19 protein-coding genes, 1 tRNA gene and 1 riboswitch are annotated in these 23,167 nt (G+C 56.4%); of the genes, 7 read left to right on the top strand and 13 right to left on the bottom strand.

Going from position 1 to position 23,167, the window contains the following annotated elements; translation table 11 throughout:
- Positions 1-5: 5 nt before the first annotated feature.
- From OLX72_RS20560 to OLX72_RS20535, 6 genes are read right to left on the bottom strand one after another with little or no spacing between them, the layout of a single operon-like run.
- A complete protein-coding gene (locus OLX72_RS20560; RefSeq protein WP_114870463.1) occupies positions 6-803 on the bottom strand; it encodes an MBL fold metallo-hydrolase in 798 nt (265 codons plus the stop codon).
- A complete protein-coding gene (locus tag OLX72_RS20555; RefSeq protein WP_114870462.1) occupies positions 803-1,609 on the bottom strand; it encodes a TatD family hydrolase in 807 nt (268 codons plus the stop codon). The genes OLX72_RS20560 and OLX72_RS20555 overlap by 1 nt, the downstream gene beginning before the upstream one ends.
- Before the next feature lie 18 nt (positions 1,610-1,627).
- Complete coding sequence (locus tag OLX72_RS20550) at positions 1,628-2,746, bottom strand: DNA polymerase III subunit delta' (RefSeq protein ID WP_114870461.1); 1,119 nt, start codon at positions 2,744-2,746, stop codon at positions 1,628-1,630.
- Complete coding sequence (gene tmk, locus OLX72_RS20545) at positions 2,743-3,369, bottom strand: dTMP kinase (protein WP_114870460.1); 627 nt, start codon at positions 3,367-3,369, stop codon at positions 2,743-2,745. Before tmk ends, OLX72_RS20550 begins: the two co-directional genes overlap by 4 nt.
- Complete coding sequence (locus tag OLX72_RS20540) at positions 3,366-4,556, bottom strand: D-alanyl-D-alanine carboxypeptidase family protein (protein WP_114870459.1); 1,191 nt, start codon at positions 4,554-4,556, stop codon at positions 3,366-3,368. Before OLX72_RS20540 ends, tmk begins: the two co-directional genes overlap by 4 nt.
- Entirely contained in the window at positions 4,534-5,418 is an 885-nt protein-coding gene (locus OLX72_RS20535) for an SPOR domain-containing protein (protein WP_114870458.1), read from the bottom strand. The genes OLX72_RS20540 and OLX72_RS20535 overlap by 23 nt, the downstream gene beginning before the upstream one ends.
- Positions 5,419-5,645: 227 nt before the next feature.
- On the opposite strand from OLX72_RS20535, the gene OLX72_RS20530 reads away from it, so the two are divergent.
- The 4 genes from OLX72_RS20530 to OLX72_RS20515 all read left to right on the top strand — a co-directional run bounded on the left by OLX72_RS20530 (position 5,646) and on the right by OLX72_RS20515 (position 10,769).
- Positions 5,646-5,735 (top strand) — tRNA-Ser (locus OLX72_RS20530).
- An 810-nt stretch (positions 5,736-6,545) separates the two neighbouring features.
- Positions 6,546-8,483: a DUF3604 domain-containing protein gene (locus OLX72_RS20525; RefSeq protein WP_114869158.1), complete on the top strand. Its 1,938-nt coding sequence runs from the start codon at positions 6,546-6,548 to the stop codon at positions 8,481-8,483.
- Between the two features lie 418 nt (positions 8,484-8,901).
- Complete coding sequence (locus OLX72_RS20520; RefSeq protein WP_114869159.1) at positions 8,902-9,765, top strand: peptidyl-prolyl cis-trans isomerase; 864 nt, start codon at positions 8,902-8,904, stop codon at positions 9,763-9,765.
- 2 nt (positions 9,766-9,767) lie between these two features.
- Positions 9,768-10,769 carry a HupE/UreJ family protein gene (locus tag OLX72_RS20515; protein ID WP_114869160.1) on the top strand — a complete coding sequence of 334 codons (1,002 nt, stop codon included), beginning with the start codon at positions 9,768-9,770 and terminating at the stop codon, positions 10,767-10,769.
- A gap of 666 nt (positions 10,770-11,435) precedes the next feature.
- Here the strand turns inward: OLX72_RS20515 and OLX72_RS20510 are convergent.
- The gene (locus OLX72_RS20510) at positions 11,436-13,352 is read right to left on the bottom strand and encodes a DUF3604 domain-containing protein (RefSeq protein WP_114869161.1); all 1,917 of its coding nucleotides are present in this window, start codon (positions 13,350-13,352) and stop codon (positions 11,436-11,438) included.
- A gap of 81 nt (positions 13,353-13,433) precedes the next feature.
- On the opposite strand from OLX72_RS20510, the gene OLX72_RS20505 reads away from it, so the two are divergent.
- Both OLX72_RS20505 and OLX72_RS20500 read left to right on the top strand, forming a co-directional pair.
- A complete protein-coding gene (locus tag OLX72_RS20505) occupies positions 13,434-14,126 on the top strand; it encodes a hypothetical protein (protein WP_205389048.1) in 693 nt (230 codons plus the stop codon).
- Between the two features lie 345 nt (positions 14,127-14,471).
- Positions 14,472-15,785 carry a mechanosensitive ion channel family protein gene (locus OLX72_RS20500; RefSeq protein WP_433989484.1) on the top strand — a complete coding sequence of 438 codons (1,314 nt, stop codon included), beginning with the start codon at positions 14,472-14,474 and terminating at the stop codon, positions 15,783-15,785.
- A 273-nt stretch (positions 15,786-16,058) separates the two neighbouring features.
- On the opposite strand, the gene OLX72_RS20495 is transcribed toward OLX72_RS20500, so the two are convergent.
- The 6 genes from OLX72_RS20495 to OLX72_RS20470 form a co-directional block, all read right to left on the bottom strand.
- Entirely contained in the window at positions 16,059-17,969 is a 1,911-nt protein-coding gene (locus OLX72_RS20495; RefSeq protein ID WP_114869165.1) for a DUF3604 domain-containing protein, read from the bottom strand.
- 347 nt (positions 17,970-18,316) lie between these two features.
- On the bottom strand, positions 18,317-18,448 hold the full coding sequence (locus OLX72_RS20490) for a hypothetical protein (RefSeq protein WP_302622787.1): 132 nt from the start codon (positions 18,446-18,448) through the stop codon (positions 18,317-18,319).
- A gap of 7 nt (positions 18,449-18,455) precedes the next feature.
- Positions 18,456-18,911 carry a hypothetical protein gene (locus tag OLX72_RS20485; protein WP_114869166.1) on the bottom strand — a complete coding sequence of 152 codons (456 nt, stop codon included), beginning with the start codon at positions 18,909-18,911 and terminating at the stop codon, positions 18,456-18,458.
- A 1-nt stretch (position 18,912) separates the two neighbouring features.
- Complete coding sequence (locus OLX72_RS20480; RefSeq protein WP_217621157.1) at positions 18,913-19,917, bottom strand: HIT family protein; 1,005 nt, start codon at positions 19,915-19,917, stop codon at positions 18,913-18,915.
- Positions 19,918-19,949: 32 nt separating this feature from the next.
- Positions 19,950-20,366 (bottom strand): hypothetical protein, encoded by a 417-nt coding sequence (locus OLX72_RS20475; protein WP_114869167.1) that lies wholly within the window; start codon positions 20,364-20,366, stop codon positions 19,950-19,952.
- Between the two features lie 109 nt (positions 20,367-20,475).
- The gene (locus OLX72_RS20470; RefSeq protein ID WP_433989483.1) at positions 20,476-21,447 is read right to left on the bottom strand and encodes a hypothetical protein; all 972 of its coding nucleotides are present in this window, start codon (positions 21,445-21,447) and stop codon (positions 20,476-20,478) included.
- 46 nt (positions 21,448-21,493) lie between these two features.
- Positions 21,494-21,596: riboswitch (SAM-I-IV-variant riboswitch) on the bottom strand.
- A gap of 274 nt (positions 21,597-21,870) precedes the next feature.
- Between OLX72_RS20470 and OLX72_RS20465 the strand changes: the two genes are divergently transcribed.
- Positions 21,871-22,887 carry a tyrosine-type recombinase/integrase gene (locus OLX72_RS20465; protein WP_433989482.1) on the top strand — a complete coding sequence of 339 codons (1,017 nt, stop codon included), beginning with the start codon at positions 21,871-21,873 and terminating at the stop codon, positions 22,885-22,887.
- Positions 22,888-23,167 lie beyond the last annotated feature (280 nt).

Below are 23,167 nucleotides of genomic sequence, written 5' to 3'. Positions count from 1 at the left end.
CCATATCAATCGGCAAATGTCAGGGTCATGCCGTCATAGGCGGGGATGATGTGATCGGGGGTTTCGGCCGCAACCGTGTCATAGTCCAGATCGTTGTGCATATTGGTCAGGACCGCCCGTTTGGGGGCAACGCGCCTGATCCACTCCAGCGTTCTGTCCAGATGGGCGTGGGTCGGATGCGGCGCGCGGCGCAGGGCATCGACGATCCAGCACTCCAGATTTTCCAGAACCGGCCAGGATTCCTCGTGGATTTCGGCGGCATCCGGCAGATAGGCCACATCGCCCATGCGAAACCCCAGTGAATCGATCGCCCCGTGATTGACGGTGAACGGCGTAAAGGTCAGCGCGCCGCCCGCGCCCGTTACGGTCACATCGCCATCGATGGTGTTCATGTTCAGGATCGGCGGATAGGACGACCCTTTGGGCTGCACGAACGCATAGCTGAACCGGTCATAAAGTGCCTCTTGGGTCGGGCCATCGGCCCAGACGTTCAGGCGTTCGCGCATGTTGAACACGATCATGCGCAGATCATCTATGCCATGCACGTGATCGGCATGATTGTGGGTGTAAAGCACCCCGTCAAGCTGCCCCACATCCGCAGCTAGTAATTGGGCCCGCAAATCGGGCGAGGTGTCGATCAGAACGCGCGTTGTGCCGCTTGGCGTGATCCGCTCTACCAGCAGCGAACAGCGTTGTCTGCGGTTCTTGGGGTTGGTGGGATCGCAATCCCCCCAATGCCCGCCCAACCGTGGTACTCCGCCCGATGATCCGCATCCCAATATGGTCAGTTTCATCTCGGCCATCAGGCATCCGCCTTGTATCGGGCCGCTTTGGAGAACAGGCGGTCGAAATTGCGTTCGGTCTGTGCGGCGAATTCGGCGTAGTCCATTCCGAACACCGCAGCGCCCGCGCGCGCGGTGTGGGCAACATAGGCGGGTTCGTTGCGTTTGCCGCGATGGGGCGGCGGGGCAAGATAGGGCGCGTCGGTTTCCACCAGAATGCGGTCGACCGGGGCGGCGGCAAAGATCGCGCGCAGATCATGGCTTTTGGGAAAGGCGGCAATGCCCGACATCGACAGATAGAACCCCAGATCAAGCGCCGCGCGGGCCAGTTCCGCGCCCGATGAAAAACAGTGCATCACACAGGAAAAGGCACCGTTGCGGTATTCTTCGGTCAGGATGCGCGCCATATCATCATCTGCATCGCGTGCATGAATGATCAGCGGCAGGCCGGTGTCGCGCGCGGCCGCGATGTGAATGCGCAGCGAGGCGCGCTGAACGTCCGCACTGTCGGCCGTATAGTGGTAATCCAGCCCGGTTTCCCCGATGCCGACAAATTTCGGATGTGCCGACAGCGCGATCAATTCGTCTGCCGTTGCCAGCGGTTCTTGTGCGGCACTCATCGGGTGGGTGCCCGCGGCGTAAAACACCGGATCATGCGCTTCTGCGATGGCGCGCACACCGGGTTCCTGGCGCAATCGTGTGCAGATCGTCACCATACGCATAACGCCCGCGTCCAGCGCGTTCTGAATAAATGCGCCGCGATCTGCGTCAAAATCGGGAAAATCAAGGTGGCAGTGGCTGTCGGTAATCGACGGTGGTTGTGTCATCTTACCCCTGTGCGGGGACTAACCCGCGGCAATGTGCTGGATTTTGAAAAACGTATCTAGGACCAGCGCGGCGGGGTCAAGGTTAACCGCCCGCCCATGTTGCAGACGTGCGCCGATTTCCTGCGCGGCGCTGGCCCATGCGCGTCCCTTTTGCGCCGAGGGGGCCAGCCGCGACAGGATCGCGGCTTCGTTTGCAATCGCCTCGGGCGGCGGGTGGCCGGTGACGCCTGTGCGGGCCAATCGTGCCAGTGCCAGATCAAGCAGGGTGATCAGCAGGTCAAGCTTGTCATCCGCCCCGCGCGTGGCCGCAGCTTCGGCCAGTTTCAGGGCGCGGGGGCGATCCAGACGGGGCAGGGTATCCAGCAGGGCCATCAGTTCCGTATAAATCTGGACACCACCCAGATTAAGCAGGCGGATCGCCTCGCCAACAGAGCCACCGGACAGTTGGGCCAGCGCCTGTGGCGATGCATTCGCATCCGCACCGGCCTGCGCCAGTGCCACGGCCATGTCGGGTGCGCTGAGCGGGCCAAGCCGCACTTCGCGACAGCGCGAGCGGATCGTGGGCAACAGCCGCGTTGGCTGATGGCTGACCAGCAGTAATGTCGTGCGCGCGGGCGGTTCTTCCAGCAGTTTCAGCAATGCGTTGGCGGCGCTTGTGTTCAATTCATCTGCCGCATCCACAATCACAACGCGGCGGCCGCCATCGGTTGCGGACATCGAAAAAAACGATTTCAGGCGGCGTACTTCGTCCACGGTGATCTGCTGGCGCAGTTTTTTGGACTTTTCATCATAGGGACGGCGCAGCACTAACAGGCCCGGTTCGGATCCCGCAGCCATGCGCCGGGCCACCGGATGATCCGGGTCAATGCGCAATGATGTCGGCGCGGGCGGCGCGCCGAACATGTCATCCGCATCCGTCAGAGGGGTGGCCAGCAAGAACCGCGCCATCGCCCATGCCAGCGTCGCCTTGCCCACCCCGCGCGGACCGGTCAGAAGCCAGCCATGATGCAGCCTGTCGCTGCCAAAGGCAGTCAGAAATTCCGATTGCGCGCTGTCCTGACCAACCAGTTGCACGGTATCGCGCGGATGCGGCGCGCCATCGACGCGATCAGGTTCAGGATAGACATCATCCGTCATGCAAAGACGGTTTCTGTTGCGCGGGCGACCGCATCGGCCACGACATCAATGTCATGCGCGCCGTCAATCACGCGGAACCGTTGCGGAAATTCCTGTGCAAGTGCCAGAAAACCGGCGCGCATCCGGTCCTGCAAATCCTGCCCGAACTCCTCAAACCGTTCTTCTGCTGTTTCACGCGCAAGCGCACGGCCCAGTCCGGTGGCCGGATCCATGTCGATCAGCAATGTCAGGTCGGGCTCAACCCCGATCATCAGATCGTGCAGCGTGTCGACAATCGCGCGCAAATCGCCGCGAGACAGGCCCTGATACATGCGGGTGCTATCGGCGAAACGGTCACAGATCACCGTTGTTCCGGCCTTCAGCGCGGGCAGGATCGTGCGTTCCAGATGGTCGCGCCGCGCGGCGGTGAACAACAGAATTTCCGTTTCGGCCGACCACCTGTCGGGATCGCCCTGCAACACCAGTGCGCGAATTTCCTCGGCCCCGGGCGACCCGCCTGGTTCGCGGGTCAGGATCACATCGTGGCCGTCGGCGCGCAAGCGATCTGCCAAAAGGCGCGCTTGCGTGGATTTACCGGACCCGTCGATGCCTTCGAATGAAATAAACCGGCCTTTGGCGCTCACATTGCACCCTCGGGGCTTTCGATGATGCGGCCCAGCAAAATCTGGCCCGCCGTGCTGACCCGCGACAGAAACCCACCGTGAGGCACGGCCGTTTCGGCCACCAGCGGCACCCGTGTATCCGGCAGCCCCTCGCGCGCGATCACCAGTTCGGCAATCGGCTGGCCCTGCTGGATCGGGGCGGTGATCGGGCCGGTATAGACCACTTCACCAGATACTTCTTTACCGGTCAGAATGGGCATCAGCACCGATACATCCTCGGCCGCCACCAACCCAACATTTGGTTGTGCGCCCATCCAGACATCGGCCACCGCAAAACGCGTTCCTGCCGGTGCCAGCGTGCGTTCGGCAAACTGGCGGAATGACCAGTTTACGATCGCTTCGGATTCCTGTGCGCGCAGGGCAACCGACTCCAGCCCCGACAGAACAAAGATCACCCGCCGGTCACCTTGCACCGCCGATCCGACCAAACCGTACCCGGCTTCCTGGGTATGGCCTGTTTTAAGGCCGTCGGCGCCGATATTGAGGTTCAGCAACGGATTGCGGTTGCGTGAATTGCCCGGCGCACGCCCGTCAAACGCAAATTCGGTTTCCGCGAACAGCGGATAGAATTCCGGAAAATCGACGATCAGGCGGTCGGCTAGCAAGGCCAGATCGCGCACCGACATCAGATGCCCGACCTGCGGCCATCCGTTCGAGTTGGTGAAGGTCGAACTGGTCATACCCAGTTTTTGCGCACGCTGCGTCATCAGACGGGCAAATCCGGCTTCGGTGCCATCGGGGCTGATCGCTTCTGCAATCACCACGCAGGCATCATTGCCCGACAGCACCACGATGCCGCGCAAAAGATCCTCGACAGACACACGATCCGTCGTGTCCAGAAACATGGTTGATCCGCCATAGCTCATCGCGTGCTGCGACACGGGCAGTTTCTCGTCCAGCGTCAACCGCCCCTCGCGCAACGCCTCGAACGCCATGTAAAGCGTCATCAGTTTGGACATCGACGCCGGCGGCAACGGAATATCCGCGTTTTTGCTGAGCAGAACCGTATTGGTTTTCTGGTCAATCACAAACGCAGCACTCGCCCGCGTTTCAAAGGCCTGCGCGCCAGTGGCGCTGACACTCAGGAACAGTGCGGCAAGGATCGCGCCGGTTTTGATCCAGCGGCTAGTTCGTAACAGCGTAAGCATCGGAAAATCCTTCAGCTTTGATCTTTTTCAGCAGTTCGTTCAATTCACCCTTGGTCGAGGCCGGCCCCACCAGAACCCGCCAGAACGGTTTTCCGTTGGTTGACTGTTCCTTGACGGTCGGCACCATGCCTGCGCTGCGCATTTGGGTTGCGGTCCGGTCGGCATTCGCTTCGACGCTGAAAATACCGATCTGGATGAACGGTTTGGCCAGCGACGACTTGACCGGCGCTGGCGTCGGGGCAGGGGCTGTTGCCGCTGCGGGTGCGGCCGCTGCGGTTTCCACAGCCGCAGGATCAGACGCTTCTATGGCGGCGGCAGCCGCCGAGATCGGATCAAGTGATGTTTCCGAAATTGCGTCAGGCGCGTCAACTGTGGCCGTTTCATCGACGGCAACGGCGGGTTCTTCCGGCACGGTTTCACGGCGCAATGCCGTGACATTCAATTCAGACGGCGCGCCGGCCAGCATCCCAAGGGCCGCTGCCGCATCCGACGAGATTTGCAGCCGTGGCCCGGGAATATCGCGTTCCCGCCGGAACAGCGCCCCGACGACGAATTTGTCATTCGCCGAGTTGCGGATGATCACCCGTTCGGGATCAACCACATCAGGGTGCGCCACCCAGACCCCGCCCAGCGACGGTCGCCCGTCCCAAAGCCCGGCTTCGGTCACCTGAAACACATCGGGCGCTTCGACATCGCGTTCGGTGCCTGTGCCGCTCGCCTCGGTTGCGCTGGTGCTGCTGTTGTTTTCGGGGCTCAGCGCCCCCATCGAAAACTGACCGTTTTCGTCACATCCCGCCACGATCAAAACCAGCACACCAATAAATGCCGCCTGACTGGTCCGTTGGAGTATACCACTGCCCATTTCCACGCCCTTTGCCTGTTTTCGCGGGTCGCCAAGCCTTGACGTACCGCGATCTGCCGGTTGTCCGGTCCTGATAGAGCAGGCTTTTTCAGCCTGTTTGCGCCGACTCTAGCGCGCTCGCGGTCGCAAGAAAAGCCATCTGCGCCCATGTCGGCAAAAAAGCCCCGTCTTTTGCGGAAATTTTTATGGTTTCAGAATCAAACCCGCCCCGTTACGAGGGCATGTCAGGAGGGCTGGCAGAGTGGTCGAATGCACCGGTCTTGAAAACCGGCGTGCGTGAGAGCGTACCGTGGGTTCGAATCCCACGCCCTCCGCCACAAACCATTCGCGAACCCGAGATGAGGCCCCAGTGTGGGCCTTTTTTCTTTTTGTTTCAAAGGGGTTTAGCGACGCCACCCGACTTTCAGAGACTGGCCATTGATCCAAAATCGGTCTCCGAACGCCCCGCGTCTCTTTCCACCCGCCCTTCACCCAAATCGAGACGCATTCAAAAATGGTTTTCTTTTCAGGTGCTTGCCGAAAATAGGTTGCGCCGCAGTTGAAGCAGGTTCGACCGCTATCGAAACGGTCAGAGACACCCGAAGGCGGCGTGGTCGTGCGGGGTGATGCGAAGGCTTGAGTGGGTTGGGCCGCACCTTGGTTGGAAGAAGTTGTCCCCGCGATTGTGGCCCCTGGATCCTGAACCGGTCATTCGCTGCAGCCTGCAGCAACAACCGAGATGCGGACCTTCCAGCCGTTCGCCGCGACCGCGAAATCTCAGGGCTTGCTAGCGCAGCATTTGGCACTAAGGGCGGATTGCGGACTTTCGCCGCAAGTGCGAAATCGAAAGGGCAGCTCGAAGAAAGCGGACGCTCAGGGCATCGACCAGTTTTTTTCTGTCGTGCAAACGCAGCGAAGGTCGGCAGTGAGTATTCAATGCAAACCACCAAATAACTTTGCTCACCGGCGCCCCATAATTTTCCCCAGCAGGCGGTCTGACTAAGCTGGCCAACTGAAATGTTCACGATCTGAGCCGACTTGCATTTCTTTTCAATTCAATCCAGACCGTGATAAACTTATCTAAGCACGCAGCATTCCGCTTTTCGGCGGAAGCTGGCAACGACTACTAACTTGGGGGAAAAAAGATCATGCGAATTCGTTTTCTGACCTGCTCAACAGCCATAGCGATACTTGTCGGCGGCGCAGTGTTTGCACAAGAATACCAAGCAAATGAGGAGCAACTTGAAGGGCTCTTTCCAGCGGGCACGCCCTATTCCCCATATGTTGATCGTAACTTTCCAGAACGCCCGATGTGGGGCGATAGCCATCTGCACACCGCCCTTTCAATGGACGCTGGTGGCTTTGGTAACCGGTTGGGCTTGCGCGAGGCCTACCGCGTGGCGCGCGGAGAACAGGTCACAGCCTCATCTGGGCAAGACATTCGCCTCAGCCGCCCGCTGGACTGGCTTGCGATCACAGACCACTCAGATGGCATGGGATTGATCACTGACATTTTGGCCAAAGCGCCGATTGTCACTCAGTATGAGCAGGGTGCGCGTTGGGCCGAAGGTTTTGGCGCCGGAGGTCAGGAAGCTGTAGAAGCCACTCTCAACCTCATTCAAACTTTTTCGCAGGGTGAAATGGACCCTGAAATGTTTGCCAACTATTCTCCCGGCGCGCGGCGCTACGCAACAATCTGGGATGATGTGATCAATGCCGCGGAAGAATTCAACGAACCCGGTCGCTTCACTGCATTTATCGGGTTCGAGTGGACGTCTCTTGAAAAAGGGGCAAACCTGCACCGCAACGTTATCTTCCGCGACGGCCCGGATCGGGCGCGTCAGGTTGTCCCCTATACAACTCAGGCACCCGTGGGCAGCAATGACCCTCTGGATTTGTACAAATACCTTGAGGAATACGAAGCCAAGACCAATGGCTCGACGATGACATTCGCGCACAATGGCAACCTGTCCAACGGCATTATGTTCCCGATGGATGCACAGTTCACCGGCAAGCCCATCGACAAATTCTATGTCGAGCAGCGCGCCAAATGGGAACGGATGTATGAAGCCACCCAGATCAAGGGCGATGGCGAAACGCACCCCTACCTGTCACCAGACGATGAATTTGCGGATTACGGCACATGGGATGTGGGTAACCTTGATCTGTCCGAGGCCAAGACCGAAGACATGCTCCAGTACGAATATGCGCGGGAAGCCCTCAAAAACGGCATGGTTCTGGAAGAAAAATTCGGCACGAACCCTTACAAATTTGGCATGGCGGGCGCAACGGATTCCCACACATCCTTGCCCGCGATCGAAGAGAACAACTTCTTTGGCAAACACGCAGGGTATGAGCCCTCTGCCGAACGTCTGACACACCCCTTCATGGAAAACGAAAACGGCAAACTCGCCAGTTGGCAACAGGTGGCCTCCGGCCTGACCGCTGTCTGGGCGCATGAAAACACGCGTGCCTCTTTGTTTGATGCCATGGACCGCAAGGAAGTCTATGGCACAACTGGCCCCCGCATGGCCGTTCGTTTCTTTGGGGGATATGATTTCAGCGACGCAGATTTGAAGCGCCGGGAAGTATCCGCTGTTGGATATGAAAAGGGCGTGCCCATGGGCGCTGATTTGACAGCGCCCCCCGAGGCGGGCGTGGCTCCCAGCTTTCTTGTAGCAGCCCTTCGTGATCCCATTGGTGCAAACCTTGATCGCGTTCAAATCATCAAAGGTTGGCTGGATGCAGAGGGCAAGACCCACGAAAAGGTCTATGATGTTGTCTGGTCCGGTACACGTGAGATCGCAGATAACGGCAAACTGCCCCCGGTTGGCAGTACGGTCGATCCTGCAACCGCAACTTGGTCCAATACAATCGGTGCGTCAGAACTGGTCACTGTCTGGAGTGATCCGGATTTTGATGCGAACGATCGGGCGTTCTACTATGCGCGCGTTCTCGAAATTCCAACACCTCCATGGTATTTGTATGATGTCGTGAGATTCGGCCTTGAGGTCCCAGAAGGGGCGCCGCTGGAGCAACAGGAACGCGCCTACACCTCACCAATTTGGTACACTCCAAAAGGGTAAGCTCAATCGGTAAATGTATGATCAGGCGTCTGAGCAGTGTTCTGCTCAGATGAATTTGGAGCAACTACCAACTATGGAGAAATTCAGCCATCTTCGCTGAACACTCTATTTTGGCTCAATCCGAAAGTTCATACGTTTAAAACTACAATTACCGTTTTGCCCGCACTCTGTGAGTTCAGTTAGGTGCGTGTTTTGCAGATGCAGCGAGCGGCTGGTTCGACGGGCCGCATCGCAGCATACAACACGTCCGGCGAGCGGCAGCTACACGCCCAGAAACGGGTAACGCGTAACCATCCACACATTGAAGGGGCTTGTTCTGCAGGCCCCTTCACATGCCAAGAGACCTCAATGACGCGACCAGCACCACAAGGTGGCCACTTGGCCCTATAACTTCAGACGTTCAAGGTGAGCAAGATCAATGGTTATTGACCTAAAGAAAGCCCTTCGGGAACCGATGCTGCATTTTCTGGCGATCGGGGCGGGCATGTTCATCGCTTTTGGGGCGCTGAACCCGTCTGAAGCGGACAACCCGGACCAGATTGTAGTCAGTTCGGGGCAGATCGAACAGCTGGAAGCGGGGTTCACCAAGACATGGTCGCGCCCTCCGACACCTCAGGAACGGCAGCGCCTGATCTCCGAATACATCCGGGATGAGGTGTTTTATCGCGAAGCCGTCAATCTGGGTTTGGACGAAGGTGACGGGGTGATCCGTCGCCGTCTGCGGCAAAAGCTGGAATTCATTCTTGAGGATGTATCTGCCCTGACATCCCCCTCGGACGAGGACCTGCAACAGATTTTAACCGCAAACGAAGACCGGTTTCGTCTGGACCCCAAGCTGTCCTTCCAACATGTCTATCTCAGCCCGGACAGGCGCAACGATATCGGCCAAGATGCCAGGGATATCCTGACGAGATTGCAGGCTGGCGAAGACGCTCCAATGCTTGGTGATCCGATTTTGCTGCCCTCATCATACGAGCTTGCCTCTGTTGCTCAGATCAGGCGTGATTTCGGCGGGGAGTTCGCTGGATCACTCGCCTCCGCCCCGGTGGGCACATGGGTGGGGCCGGTTCGATCCGGCTTTGGCGCGCATCTGGTTCTTGTCAGCGACAGGGTCCCGGGACGCTTGCCCGATCTGGCCGAAGTCCGCGATCTGGTCGCGCGGGAGTGGCAGCTTGAACAAAAAAAGGCCCTGGAAGAAGAGACCTTTCAAAAACTGCTGTCCAGATATGATGTCACTGTCATGCCGGTAGAAGAACAGGCCCAGCCCACAGGGGAGAACTGAGGATGGTGCGAAGCCTGCATTTTCTTGCCGTACTGCTGACGGTATGTGCGGTTCTTTTTGGCGGCGCGGCGCGCGCGGATGACTCGACGCCCGGCTACCTAGAATTTACTGAAGTTTCCGAGGGGCGTTACAGCGTGCTTTGGCGCAGCCCAAAGCTGTCTACCCCGCTGCCAGCGTTGGTCTTGCAACTGCCCGAGGCCGCGCAGAATCTGACCGAACCTGTGACGACGGAGTTGCCGAGATCAATTGTTGAGCGCCGCCTGATCGAGGTCGACCCCGCGCAGTTTCTGGGCAGCCGCATCGAAATTGCCGGGCTGCGCGAAACCAACACGGATGTGCTTGTGCGGATCGCATTCGCCAATGGAGCCGCGACAACAAATCTGTTGCAGCCGTCACAGCCCTGGATGATCGTGAAAGGCCCCCGAAGTGCAGCACAGGTCACGTGGGACTACACCGTTTTGGGTTTCGAACACATTCTTGGCGGGTTTGATCATCTGTTGTTCGTGTTGGCCCTGCTTCTGATCGTCGGACCAAGCAGGCGACTGTTGTGGGCGATCACATCCTTCACCCTCGCGCATAGTCTCACTTTGGCCGCAGCGACGTTGGGCTTGGTATGGGTGCCCGGACCACCGGTCGAGGCGACAATTGCATTGTCCATCTTGTTCCTTGCAGGCGAGCTTTTGAAGGTCGAGCAGAACAAGCCCAGCTTAACAGCAACCTACCCGTGGCTGGTTGCATTTACCTTTGGCCTCTTGCACGGTCTCGGATTTGCCGGTGCGCTGGCGGATGTGGGCCTGCCCGAACACGAAATTCCTCTGGCTCTGCTGATGTTCAACGTCGGTGTCGAACTGGGGCAGCTCACCTTTGTGCTGAGCGTGCTTGCCTTCATGTTCCTGCTGAAGAAGTTCTTTCGCGAGATGCCGAACTGGGCGGTGCAAATGCCGGCTTACTTCATAGGCTCCACCGCTTCTTTCTGGCTGATCGAACGGGTCAGTGGGTTTTGAACCCGGTTGTGCGCGTTGCGCAGCGCATTGGCACTTTGTCCGCGCTGCGGTCATTCGCTTCTCGAAAATGCTGTGCCATCGACGAATGTCCGGTCTGGGCAAGCTGGTGAGTCAGCATCGAGCATCGCTGAATGTCGGGAATGGGCCGGTCGTTTCGCTCGACACAAGGGGCGGATTGCGGACATTCGCTGCACTTCGCACCAAGGTCCGCAAAGCGGAAAATGCGATTGTACGCTGCGCTCACGCGTGAAAAGTTCTTGATCGGGGAAACAGCAGCAATAATGTAGGATAAAAGGTATTCCATGTAGAGAATGCGAGCTGGAAGGAGCTGGAAATGACAATCGAGACTTGGACTGCATTGTTTGGATGGATGACTGTGATTAATTTTGGGTTCCTTGCTGCCACAGGTATTGCTTTGACCGCATTCCGCCCAGCTGTGGCTCGCATTCACAATGCGTCTAACTGGACTAGATGAAAAAACCTTAAACGAGCCTATTTCGGTTACCTATCCAATTATAAAATTTTGGTATTGGTTACCAATTTTGTGCCCTACCTTGCCCTAAAACTGTTGTGAGAACTTAGGTTCTCAGCGGCAAACTGAAACGGGCGCAAAGTTCGTTTGCGCCCGTTATTCCGCGATTAACACGAGAGCTTTTAGTAGACCGATCAGCCGGGCGTGTACCAAATTGGCGAGGTGTAGGCGCGGTCTTGCTGCACCAAAACAGCATCGTCCTGAAGCGTAATGGCATTGCCGTAGAGGGCCTTGTCATAGGCCAACCAGCTTGGAGTTGGGATTTCCAGAACACGAACGTAGTAGAAAGCGCTCTCGGAAGCGTCAAAATCGGGGTCTTCCCAGTAAGCGCCCAGAACTGCCTCACCAATGTCATTTGTATAACGCGCGCCGTTTACCGTGTTGCCTACGGGAGGAAGTTTTCCTTTGGCGTCCGCTACGCGCTCGCCTGCCCATGCAGCGTCATAGACTTTTTCGTGCAGAGTGCCGTCGGCGTCTCTCCAACCTTTTACAATCTGGATGCGATCAAGGTTTGCGCCATCTGGGTCACGCAACGCGCGCACCAGCAATTTCGGCGCGGCTCCTTCTGCCGCAGCAGTCAAATCGCCGCCCATTGGAACGCCATTGGCATAACCGTGTGCGGCAAAATCTGGACGCGTGATTTCATCGGCTGCAAAATCCCATCCAGCAAAGACGCGCACTGTCAGGCGGGTACCGGTAGAGGCGTAAACTTCCTTGCGCTCCATTGCGTCCCAGATTGACTCGCGGGTGTTTTCTTTGGCCCAAACGGCAGCAAGACCAGAGGCCACAGTTTTGTAGTTCTTGATTCTGACGTCCACACCTTCGACGTCAATGACACCGGTGATCAGTTCGTCATAGCGCTCTTGACCAGAACCGGGTTCAACAGGTGTTGCTTTCCCAAAGAAATTCTCTTCGCGGCTTGTCGCCAAAGACGTGTGGCTATCGGTCGAGCCGATCATGCCAAACTTGAAAGGATTGACTCCAAGCTCTGCCTCTTTCTCCAACCCTTGTTTCAGGGCCTCTCGCGCATATTCCCGAGGCAACATATCTGGGGTTTTTTCGGCGAGTCCAAAATTGCCCTTATCCCAAGTATAATAATCTGCGAACTCATCATTGGGGGATAAGGCTGGATGTGCTTCGCCGTCACCCTTGATTTGGGTTACTTCATAGAGCGGTTCCCACAAGGCGCGGCGTTCGGCGTATTCACGTGTCAGCGGTGCGCCATCCAGCGTCACATCGTCAAACATTAACCCATTAGATAGGTTCCCGTTGTGCGGGATTGCCAGAACTTGTCCGCCGGTGCGTCCTTCGTAGGCATCCATCCATTCCCACAGTTTTTCCGGGTCGCTGGAATCGTAGTTAGAGAAGGGCACCAGGTCTTCAACCTCATCCGCGTCATCGCGGAAAACCACGACCCGATGCAGGTTGTTGGTTCCAGGAGATGACGTCCACTCAAAGCCATGCAATGCTGTGAAAACGCCGGGTTCATTGTACTGCTCTGCAGAATCAACAATTCGGTTCCAAACCGTCCGAACCAAGGCATCGTCCTGAAGTGGGTCAATTCCTTTGCCCATTTCCAAGCCCCAGAGGCCGTAGGCCTCAAATGGTTTCCCGGCTTTCACAAGGTCATGAACCTGCTTGCCCCACGGATTGCGCAGAAGTTGTGGGTTGGATTCTGCGATCAGATCAGCAAGACCAAGGTTCTCTGAGTGATCCGCGACGACCAGAAAATCGAGCGGGCGGATCAAGCGGGCACGCTGCCCCAGTGACGCCGTGACGGTTTCCCCCCGCGCAAAACGAAACGCTTCGTCCGGCCCGAGGTAGTTCCCGATCATGCCTGCGTCCGTGGAATAGGACGTGTGAAGGTGGGTGTCGCCCCACAGAACCTGGTTGGGGTAGGCCTGATGAAGATACGGTGAGTATTCTTCTTTGATGTCGCCTGCGGATGCAGCGGGCGCGTCTCCGGCATAAACTATGGGCTGTTCCTGCGCTGCTACAATGGATGGAATAATGACAGCAACTGTTAGGCTTAACGCGACGGAAATCTTCATGGGAAAATCCTGTTAGGCAAAATTTTGATCAGCTTGCATTGTAGCGAAGACCTGTACCGAAGCAACCGGACCTTCGCTGCAATGACCACCAAGGTCGGCAATGGGCCGTTCATGTTGGTCGGGGCGAGATCGTTTGGCAGGATCGCTGCGATGCGGCTAACGGCAGCAAGGAGCCCGGAGCAGACGGTCAACCGAAAGCACTCCTGTTGCAATCAAATGGTTTCACGGCCTAGGTTTAGCAATCAAAGCGAATCTCACGCCCGGGTCACTTCGGCAATGTACAAACGGTCCTACGTCACGGTATTTTTCATTTTTCTCCTGCACACTATCGCCAATGCAAGTGGAGAGCCTTCTATACCGTTTGTGGACGGTCGCTGGAGCGGGGGCATCGAAACCGGTCCTGGTAGCTCAGGTTTTAAAGAGTGTTGGGCCAGCACAACGTTTAGCGATGGAACCACGTTTGCGCTTGCGAAAAGAGACGATGGGAGTTGGCACCTGCGACTGTCAAATCCGGGTTGGCGCTTGCCGCCTTCCCACCGGTACGACATGATCGCGCTGGTCGATTTCTATCCCCAAAAAGTCCGCACTGCCGCCGAAGCCAAGAGCGAGACACGCCTGGAGATTGCAAATCTTGACCAGGTCTCCCTCCTGGGGCTCATCGAGAATGGGCACACGATCGACCTCACATCCAACGGCTTTAATGAAAAGTATGACCTTGAGGGTAGCGCCAAAATCATCCAAAGGATTCGAAACTGTTTCGCCGAACGCAGCTAGCGTCTGAAGGCCCAGCGACGGTCGATGGGCCAAGAGAATAGTCCCTTATTTGCAATGACCAGTTTTGGTAGACGTTTCCCAAAGCAGCTATCAAAAATGCCGAGGTGAATGGCTTGTAAGTCCGCACACCGACGTTTTAGCCGACAAAAATGCTGCGCCATGCACGAATGGCCGCAATGCGAAAGCTGCACCGCAGTGTTGTATGGAGAGGCCAAAGTCCGGTGTGGGCCGGGCGTGTCGCTCGACACAAGGGGCGGAAAGCAGACCTTCGCTGCGACTTGTGCCAAGGTCTGCTATGCGGGTAAGGCGCTGAGACAGCGCGATTGAGATGTAGAGGAACTTGCAATGCTGAATACGCGGAACACTTACAGGTGTATGCTGGGAATCTTTCTGTCCTTGGGGATGTTCCTGGTTTTGCCAGTCGCAGCACAGGAAACAGGGGCCGAAACGCCAGTTGTCCAAAGCGCGTTTGACTCTGTGCAAAATCAAGAGTTAAGCAAGTTGGATCTTGCAACTCTTATGGTTCCATTGACGTCGGATGAACTCGCAGAGGTAGCGGAAGTCTGGCAGGGATACATTCGTGCCGCATTGGAAAAGAGTGCACATTTAAATGTAGCGCTAAATAATGCGTCGAAAAGTGACGCAGAGCTACTGCGGGAGCAGTTGGCAGCGCTGGTGTCGGTAAGTCGTGACTTGCGAGATTCGTATTCTTTGGTTCTGGTGACGTGGGAGCGTAAAGGCGCGGATGCGGACGCCCTAAAAAAGCATAAAGACTATGTGCTGGCGGTGCACGCCGCAACGGTGCAGACATTGGATCCCGTGACCCTGTTGCGGGCATTAGGAAGATGGTCGGTGTCGTCCGATGGCGGGTTGGGCGTTCTGCTGAAATTGGCCGGGCTGATCGTTGCCGTTTGGGCCATGTTCTTCGTGTCGCGCATGGTGCGCAAGTTCGCTGCGCGAGGCCTTGAGCGCGTGCCCAGCCTGTCGCGGCTCTTGAAAACATTCGTTCTTGGAGCCGTGTACTGGCTGACATTTTCTTTGGGTGTCATGATCGTTTTGGCGTTGTTTGGCGTTAACGTGACTCCACTTTTTGCGGTCCTTGGTGGCGCGTCGTTTATTCTGGGTTTTGCCTTGCAGGAAACGCTTGGGAACCTGGCCAGTGGCCTGATGATTATGGCGCTCAAGCCTTTCGACACTGGAGACTACATTCAAGTCGCCGGAACCTCTGGCGTCGTCGATGATATGTCGGTGATATCAACAACGATCCGCACCTTTGACAATCAGGTCATCACGGTTCCCAACAGCAAGATTTGGGGTGACGTCATCACTAATGTCAGTGCATCTGCAACTCGACGGGTCGATCTGGTTTTTGGTATCGGGTACGGGGATGATGCCACTCATGCCATTAAGGTTCTTTCGGATCTCGTAAATGCAGACGAGCTTTGCATGAAAAATCCATCTGCAGAAGTATTTGTTGGCGAACTGGGTGAGAGTTCGGTGAACATTTTCTGCCGCCCATGGGTGAAATCCGAAAACTATTGGACAGTCTATTGGGGACTGACTGGGAGAGCCAAAGAACGGTTTGATGCCGAGGGCATTTCCATACCTTTCCCTCAAAGAGATGTGCATCTTTATCAAAGCAGCACCGGCTCTTCATAGTGCCGGATGTCAGCCGGTCCACGATCGGTGCAACAAAGCTATGACAACGCTTCCGGGAGTGGTACTGTCGCAGCAAAGCTGGCGGTTCGGGTGACTGTCTCTGTCATCTTGGCCGTGCGCCAAAGCCGATAATCGCCCCGTGAAGCAAGAAAGACTGCTGAGGGCCGGAAGCCGACCGTGATGGAAAATGGAAGCGGCCCGAATGCCGCACCATGCACATTTCGGTACTATGGGCGGAAAGTGTGCTTTCGCTGCGGGATGGACCAACGTCTGCTATGGCGTATACCAGATCGGAGAAGTGTATGCCCGATCCTGCTGTGACGGCGGTACGCCTTCAGGCAGATCGACGCCGTAAAAGGCCGCATCATATGTTGTCCAGCGTGGCGTCGGAATCTCAAGAACCCGAACATAGTAGAAGGCACGCTGGGTTGGATCGAAGTCAGGATCTTCCCAGAACGCCATCAGAAGTGAATCGCCAATATCGTTGGTGTATGTGGCAGCCTCAATGTTGACAGTATTGCCGACGGAGCGTTCACAACGGGCTTCAATGATTTCTCGGTCGTCGGAGCAAACGACATCATAGACAAGCTCTTGCGCCTGGCCGTTTGAATCGAGCCAACCCTTGACAACTTGAACGCGATCTAAGTTCGCTCCGTCCGGGTCACGCAGTGTGCGGATCATCAGTTTTGGGGCCATGCCGCCAGGCGCGTTCTGCAAATCACCGCCCATGGGTACACCGCCCAGATAGCCCGTCTTGGCAAAGTCTGGCCGCAGCACATCGTCGGCGTCATACTCCCAGCCGCCGAACACCCGGACCGTCATACGGCTACCCGTCGTTGCATATGTTTCTTTGCGTTTCATCGCATCCCACAACGCCTCGCGCGTGTTTTCCTTTGCCCAGACACCTTGAAGCCCCGACGCTATGGTCTCAAATTCATACGTACCTGTGCCCGCATTCTGCGGATCGGGGACGATCTCTCCTTCGAACCGGTCGAGACCGGGTTCCATTAATGACACTTTGCCAAAATAGTTGTCTTCTCGACTGGTGGCCAGCGAGGTGTGTGAATCGGTTCCACCGATCAATCCAAACTTGAATGGGTTGATGCCGAGTTGTTCTTCCATTTGAAGGCCGACCTTCAATCCACCCCGGGCGTATTCATGTGGCAACATTTCCGGTGTTTTTGGCTCACCGGCCCAATTTCCACGATCCCAATTTTCATAGTCGGCGAACTCGTCGTTCGGTGACAGGAACGGATGCGACTCTCCATCACCTTTCATTTGAGTGACCTCATAGAGAGGTTCCCACTTGGCGCGACGCTCGGCGTAGTCTTGGTCTATTGGCTCTCCAGACTGGGTCTCGACTGAGAACATCACACCATTTGAGATGTTGCCGTTGTGGGGGATAGCGAGAATCTGCCCTCCGGTTTTTTCTTCGTAGATTTCCATCCAATCCCACAGTTTCTCGGGGTCGTCGGACTCATAGGCAGCGAACGGTAGAACTTTTTTCGCCTCCGCAGCACCATCCCGCGTTATGACTATGCGGTGCAGATTATTGCCACCTGGCGCTGATGACCATTCGTAGCCGATGAAGGCCGTAAACTGCCCGGGGGTATTGTGGTTTTCAGCGTGGTCTATGATCTCTTCCCAGACAGTGCGGGTCAGCGCAGGGTCTTTGAGCGGATCATTGCCCCCAACGATGACATTTAGACCCCAGTTTTCAAAGGCTTCGTAGATCTTGCCTTTTTTGTACAGGTCATGCGTCGTCCGGCCGACTTCGCTTTTTAGAATGGCGGGATCTGAACGCTCGATAAGTACAGCGACACCAAGGCTCTCTGCGTGATCAGCTACCACCAGCCAATCCAGAGGTCTGACCAGTTTGACCGGCTGTCCAGAGCTTGCAATAACCTGCTGACCTTTCGCAAAGCGATAAGCCTCATCCGGGCCTAACGTATTGCCTACCAATCCAGCATCCCAAGAATACGAAGTGTGCAGATGTGAATCTCCCCAGAAGACACGATCAGGTGCCTCGAAGTTTACGAAAGGGGAATAATTTTCTGTCTTCTCGACAATTTCGTTTTTCGGTACGGAAAAATCAGGCCCGCTCGCTTGTTGGGCAGCGGCCGATGACGGCAGGACTGTACTCAAAGTGAGCAGTGCGCCAGTTAGCGTTTTTCCAATAGGCATATTCAAATCCGCCTTCCAATATTTCTACTGTTATCCATCTGGAAGGGCGTTCGCTCCAGAGGCTCATATTATGCATAAAACTACATTCAGTCGGCTGCGGCAACAATGACTTGGATCAAGTTCAACGGCTTCCCATAGTGGGACCTTTGCCGTCCTTCGCTGCAAAGAGCACCAAGGTCGGCTTTGGGCCGGTTCTATCGGGCACGTTTTTCTGCATGTGCAAAAACCTTCCAGGCGCGAGGCGGTAAAATCGGGCTCTCAACAGTCATTAGCTGCAGAAGGCACGAACGTCCGCTCCATCCGAAACAGGCACGGTGCCTGGGTCGTTTGAGGCCAAAGGCCAGCTGCTAGTCGAACACGCGCTGCTCTTGTTCCCCCCAAGCCTCCCCTGCCAAAAAACACAGATCATAAAGGCTGACCGCCGATGGCTCGCGCCCGCAGGTCAGCCGCTTCAGGACCTCCGGGGCAAGGTTGGCCATGTCTCGATCATAAGGGATTCAAATACGGCTGGGTACCAAACAGATCCCCGCGCCGAGCGGCTCGCTCTAATTCATAAGCGGCGGCAGAGGTTTCGACCAGGGCGTAGGCATACTCCAAGTGGTCGCGGATAAAGGTCCTCGTGCGGGAATCAAGTGTAAGCGAACCGCTCGCGAACAGGGGCAGTTCCTCGGCCTTTAGCGACGGGATCACGAAACGGTTTGCCACGTAGACGCAGAACTGGTCGCCTGACAGCCTGCCGCTAGCGTGGCTGTTTAGGCGGGTGACCAAGCCGTACTTCTTGGGCGCGGCCTTGCCCTTGCTGTCGATCTCTCGCCCGGACATGCCGCAATAGATTAGTTCGTTATCCTTCCAGATCGCATAGACGCCTGCGGCGACCGCAGGGACGTCTGGGTTTGGCCAATCTGCGAAGGGAAATCGCGGGGTAAACCGATCGCTGTTCATCCTAATACGTCTGCTTCTCAGGAATGACCCCTCGCACGCCGCCGCGGGGATCGGCAACGTCGCCCTTCCGACGCGGGATCAGGTGAACGTGGACATGGAAGATGGTCTGACCGGCATCGGCCCCGGCGTTGATCCCGACATTGAATCCTGTGACGGAGGGGTCTGCGGCAAGAATTTGTTCGCGCTGTTCCTTGAGCAACGTCTGGATCGCGTTCAACTCGGGCTGATAGAGGTCGAAGTGATCGGCCACATGCCGCTTGGGGATGACCAGCGTGTGCATTGGGGTAACGGGAAATCCGTCACGGATCGCGTAGCAAAGCTCGTTCTCGGCGATGATCCTGTCTTCGCCGATTGTGCAAAATATGCAGGCTTGATCTCTGATGCCGTAGGATGCCAGCACGTCCCGAAAATCGGTATCGTCCCTGTCTCGCTTGTTCGTGTTGCATGTGACGCAGAGCGCCTGAAAGTTGCTCAAGTCGTCGCTTCCGCCTTTGGCGCGTGGCACGATATGATCGACATGCAGCGCGGCTTGGTCTTCATGGGCCCCGCATAGCTCACAACGGTGCTTGGCGCGCTTGAGCACCTCATACCGGACCGAGCCAGGAACGTAGCCATCCGCAATGCCGCGATGCCCCCAAATGCCATCGCCTCGCTGACCGATATAGGCGGACAGACGTTGCTGGCAGAGTTCAATGAGTGCAGCGATTTCCTGTTCAGACAGATCGCTGGCCACCAGCCTGTATCCGACAATGCGCCGTCCATCTTTGACCGGCTCGATCACGCCATTTTGCGTGAGTACCTTGCCGACCATGTTTTTTGTTCGGATTTCATAGTACTCGACCTGCGAGCGATCATAGCTCAGCAGAGCCTTGGCAACGTCCTCGGTCGATGCGGAGCCACCCTTTTCCAGCAGAACCTGAAGCATGACCGGCTGATAAACATGAGACATCCGCATCTGTTCGCGGATGTAGGTCTCAAGCTGTTGAAAGGATTGGTTTGCGCTCATGGGCCGAAGGTGGCCGATAAGCCAAGGAAAATCTAGCCTTGGTAATGCTTTGGGGCATCTGACGCTCCGCCAAACACCACCCCCGCCTGGCCCTGCCACGGCAACGCCGCGCATTCAGTCAGCTGCATGACCGTCACCGCTATGACCTCCCGCTTGTAGACCAGCCGCTTCAGCACCTCGGGCGCGAGGTATGCCAGCCGCAACTGACGGCTGACATGACGCTCGGCCAACCCAACAGCCTCGGCCAATTCCTGGATCGTGCTGAATTCGCCTGCCTCCATCCGCCGCCGCCAGCCCCATGCCCGGCCTATGGCGCGCAGGACATGCGGGTCCTGCATCTGATCTTCGCTGGGCAGGTAGTCGGCGGGCGGCATGATTTTTGGCCGACCGTTCTTCTTGCGAATCTTCAACGGGATCACGATGCGGATCGTGTCATCGGCGTTCGTCATTCTGCCGCCTCCAGATTGCGCGGCGCGACCATCTCACGGATGACGCCCGTGATTCCCTCGCGCCGAATGTCCACCTCAAGACCTGCGGCGGTGACAGTAACGCGCCGGATTAGGAGCTGGATGATCCTTGCCTGCTCGGCCGGGAACAGTTGCGCCCAGACCGAGCAAGAGGCACGATCGGTTTGGCGATATAATTGTAGGAAATGCCACTTTCGACCCCATTGAATTTACGTGACTGCAGCAATATGAGATCCAAGTTGAGGGACTGTAGGGGCCCAAGAAACTGAATGCCTGTTTCGATACCGCCTTCCAAGAATAGCCCCGGCTCTTCTCCTTCGAACCGTGATTCAGGCTCAAGAGCCTCTTCCTGTCCGCCGCGGATGACCGCCAGTGAAAGACGGGCCCGTTTTCCTGGGAAACCAGTGAAGCCGAGCTGCCATTGGAGCCGGGCATTCCGGGAGCCATCCGCGGCCGTGGCAGTCGATTTCTCCCACGTTTCAAAAGCGTCGAGCGCGGCTGCGACTACGCGCTCCCTGAGCTCGTTCGCGGCCCAGAGCTTGCGTAGCCAGACGGTAGGTCCAGTGGGTCCATGAGAGGTCATCCAGTCATGAACTAGAAGGACCATCTCCGCCTCTGGGACAGGATCACCCGGGACGAGATCGTAGGACTCGAAAAGGCCCGAAAACCGTTTTCGGTCGGCATCTCGCACCAGGGCTTGGGATAAGGCATAGCTCGCGTACTGCCAGTGGCTGACCAGTGCCTTTGCAGTAGGTCGACCCAGTAAGAAGTCACTCTCGGAAAGCCAAAGATTTAGAGCTCGCCAGAATTGGCGTGTACTTTTTGCGTACTGCTTGAGTTTTTGTTGGTCAAGGGCCTCTGGCTTGATCAGTTTCGATGGCTTCTCTGGGCCGTCGCTGAAAAGCAGTAACCGGCCGTCTACGGTTGGCTTCGTGAACAGCGTCCGTACCTGCGGCTGGGCCTTCAGGGGCAAACGGACGTCCCGTTCGTTCGCCGCATGAACAGCCAATGGACTGGATGCCGTTGCAGCAGATGTGACGATAAAAACTCGACGTGTAATCATAGCGGTCTCCTCGTTCGAGACCGGCAGGACAATCGCTTGTGGATGAGGCCAACCCATTCGTTGCCGATCTGGCCGCATCCCCTTTCGGGCGACCACCTTGCCGGGTTTGGCAGGTTGGCGGAGGCGTAGCCTCACTCTTGATGCACCGATTTATCTAACTGCAATCGCACCGAATTTCAATGGTCGAGTGCTGATCTAGGAATTTCTTTCCGCAGCTTTTCGAAAAGATACGCAGTAGATGACACTGTCACCGGAGAGAGTTCGCTACTAGTTCGTTTCCCTCCGCCACCATATACTTTATGTGAATTTCCTTGGGTCGCTTTGAGCGGCTATTTCCCTTTATTTTGTTGGATTTTGGGGCTTGGTATGTTTGCGCTGGTTTTCTTTCGATAGTGTGCGTATTCTTTCCTTGAGTGGTATGGAATGTGGTATTTTGCGATGGCCTTATCTGGAAAGCTGACCAGAAAGTTGGTGGAGAATCTCGGTGCCGGGCGACACGGCGATGGCGGCGGGTTGTATCTGGTCGTTGATCCATCAGGCGCACGGCGTTGGATCGTGCGTGTCGTCGTCAAAGGGCAGCGCAATGCCAAGGGCGCACCACTTCGCACCGACTTTGGTTTGGGCGGTGCAGATATTGTCACACTTAACCAAGCGCGGGATCGGGCCTTGGAGTATCGGCGCATGGCAAAGCAAGGGTTGAACCCTCGTTTTAATGCCAGCCGCGAGATACCTACGTTTGAGGAAATCTCCCGTCAGGTTCATATAGACAGGATGCCAACTTGGAAAAACGAAAAGCACGGCAAACAGTGGATCAACACGTTGCGCGATTATGCTTTTCCCAAGATCGGGCGTATGCCGGTTGATAGTATTGGCCAGCCTGAAGTGTTGATGTGCCTTTCGCCAATCTGGACCGACAAACATGAAACCGCGCGACGACTGGCGCAACGGATCAAGATCGTACTGGATGTGGCCAAGTCTAAAGGGTTTCGATCCGGCGAAAACCCAGTGACTGAAATCAAGGAAGGTCAGGTCTTACCAAAGGTCAAGGTCAGGCCAAAGCACCACAAGGCGATGGCGTGGCAGGATGTACCAGCCTTCTATGCTGACTTGAAAACCCGTGATGCTATGGCCGCCAAAGCATTGATGTTCACCTGCCTGACCGGATCCCGCACGAGCGAGGTTTTAGGGATGCAGTGGGGCGAAATAGATTTTGATGACCGCCTTTGGACCTGCCCGGCGGATCGGATGAAGGGGGGCGTGGTGCATCGCGTTCCCCTCACAGATGAAATGCTAGCAATAATCAAGCCACTAGTGGCGATGAAGTCAAACTATGTTTTTGAGGGGCAGAAGCGGCATAGGCCCTTGTCCAACATGGCGATGTTGATGCTCTTGCGTCGGATGCAGATCGAAGGTGTCACTGTGCATGGATTTGCGAGGTAAAGGTTGTTAGAGACGCACACATCTCCAAAGCACTGATTTGGTCGATCCCCCAGCCAAATTCTTCCACTGTCGCTCTATGGTGAAGTTTTTCACCATTTCTTACAGAAAACAGAGTTTTTCAACACAATCAGCCCATTGCTGACCATTCCTCATTAGGTCCATGCGGTTCAGAAAGAGGTGGGTGTCGACATTTTTCCGCTTCTATTGACGACCCACTCTTCGAACTCACGTTCCTTAATTGCCGTGATCTACGTCAAACAACAAAGTTGGGCTTCGTGGT

It is taken from the genome of Sulfitobacter sp. TBRI5, assembly GCF_051013555.1.
Lineage (GTDB): Bacteria > Pseudomonadota > Alphaproteobacteria > Rhodobacterales > Rhodobacteraceae > JL08.
This window is presented reverse-complemented; position numbering and strand designations above follow the sequence as displayed.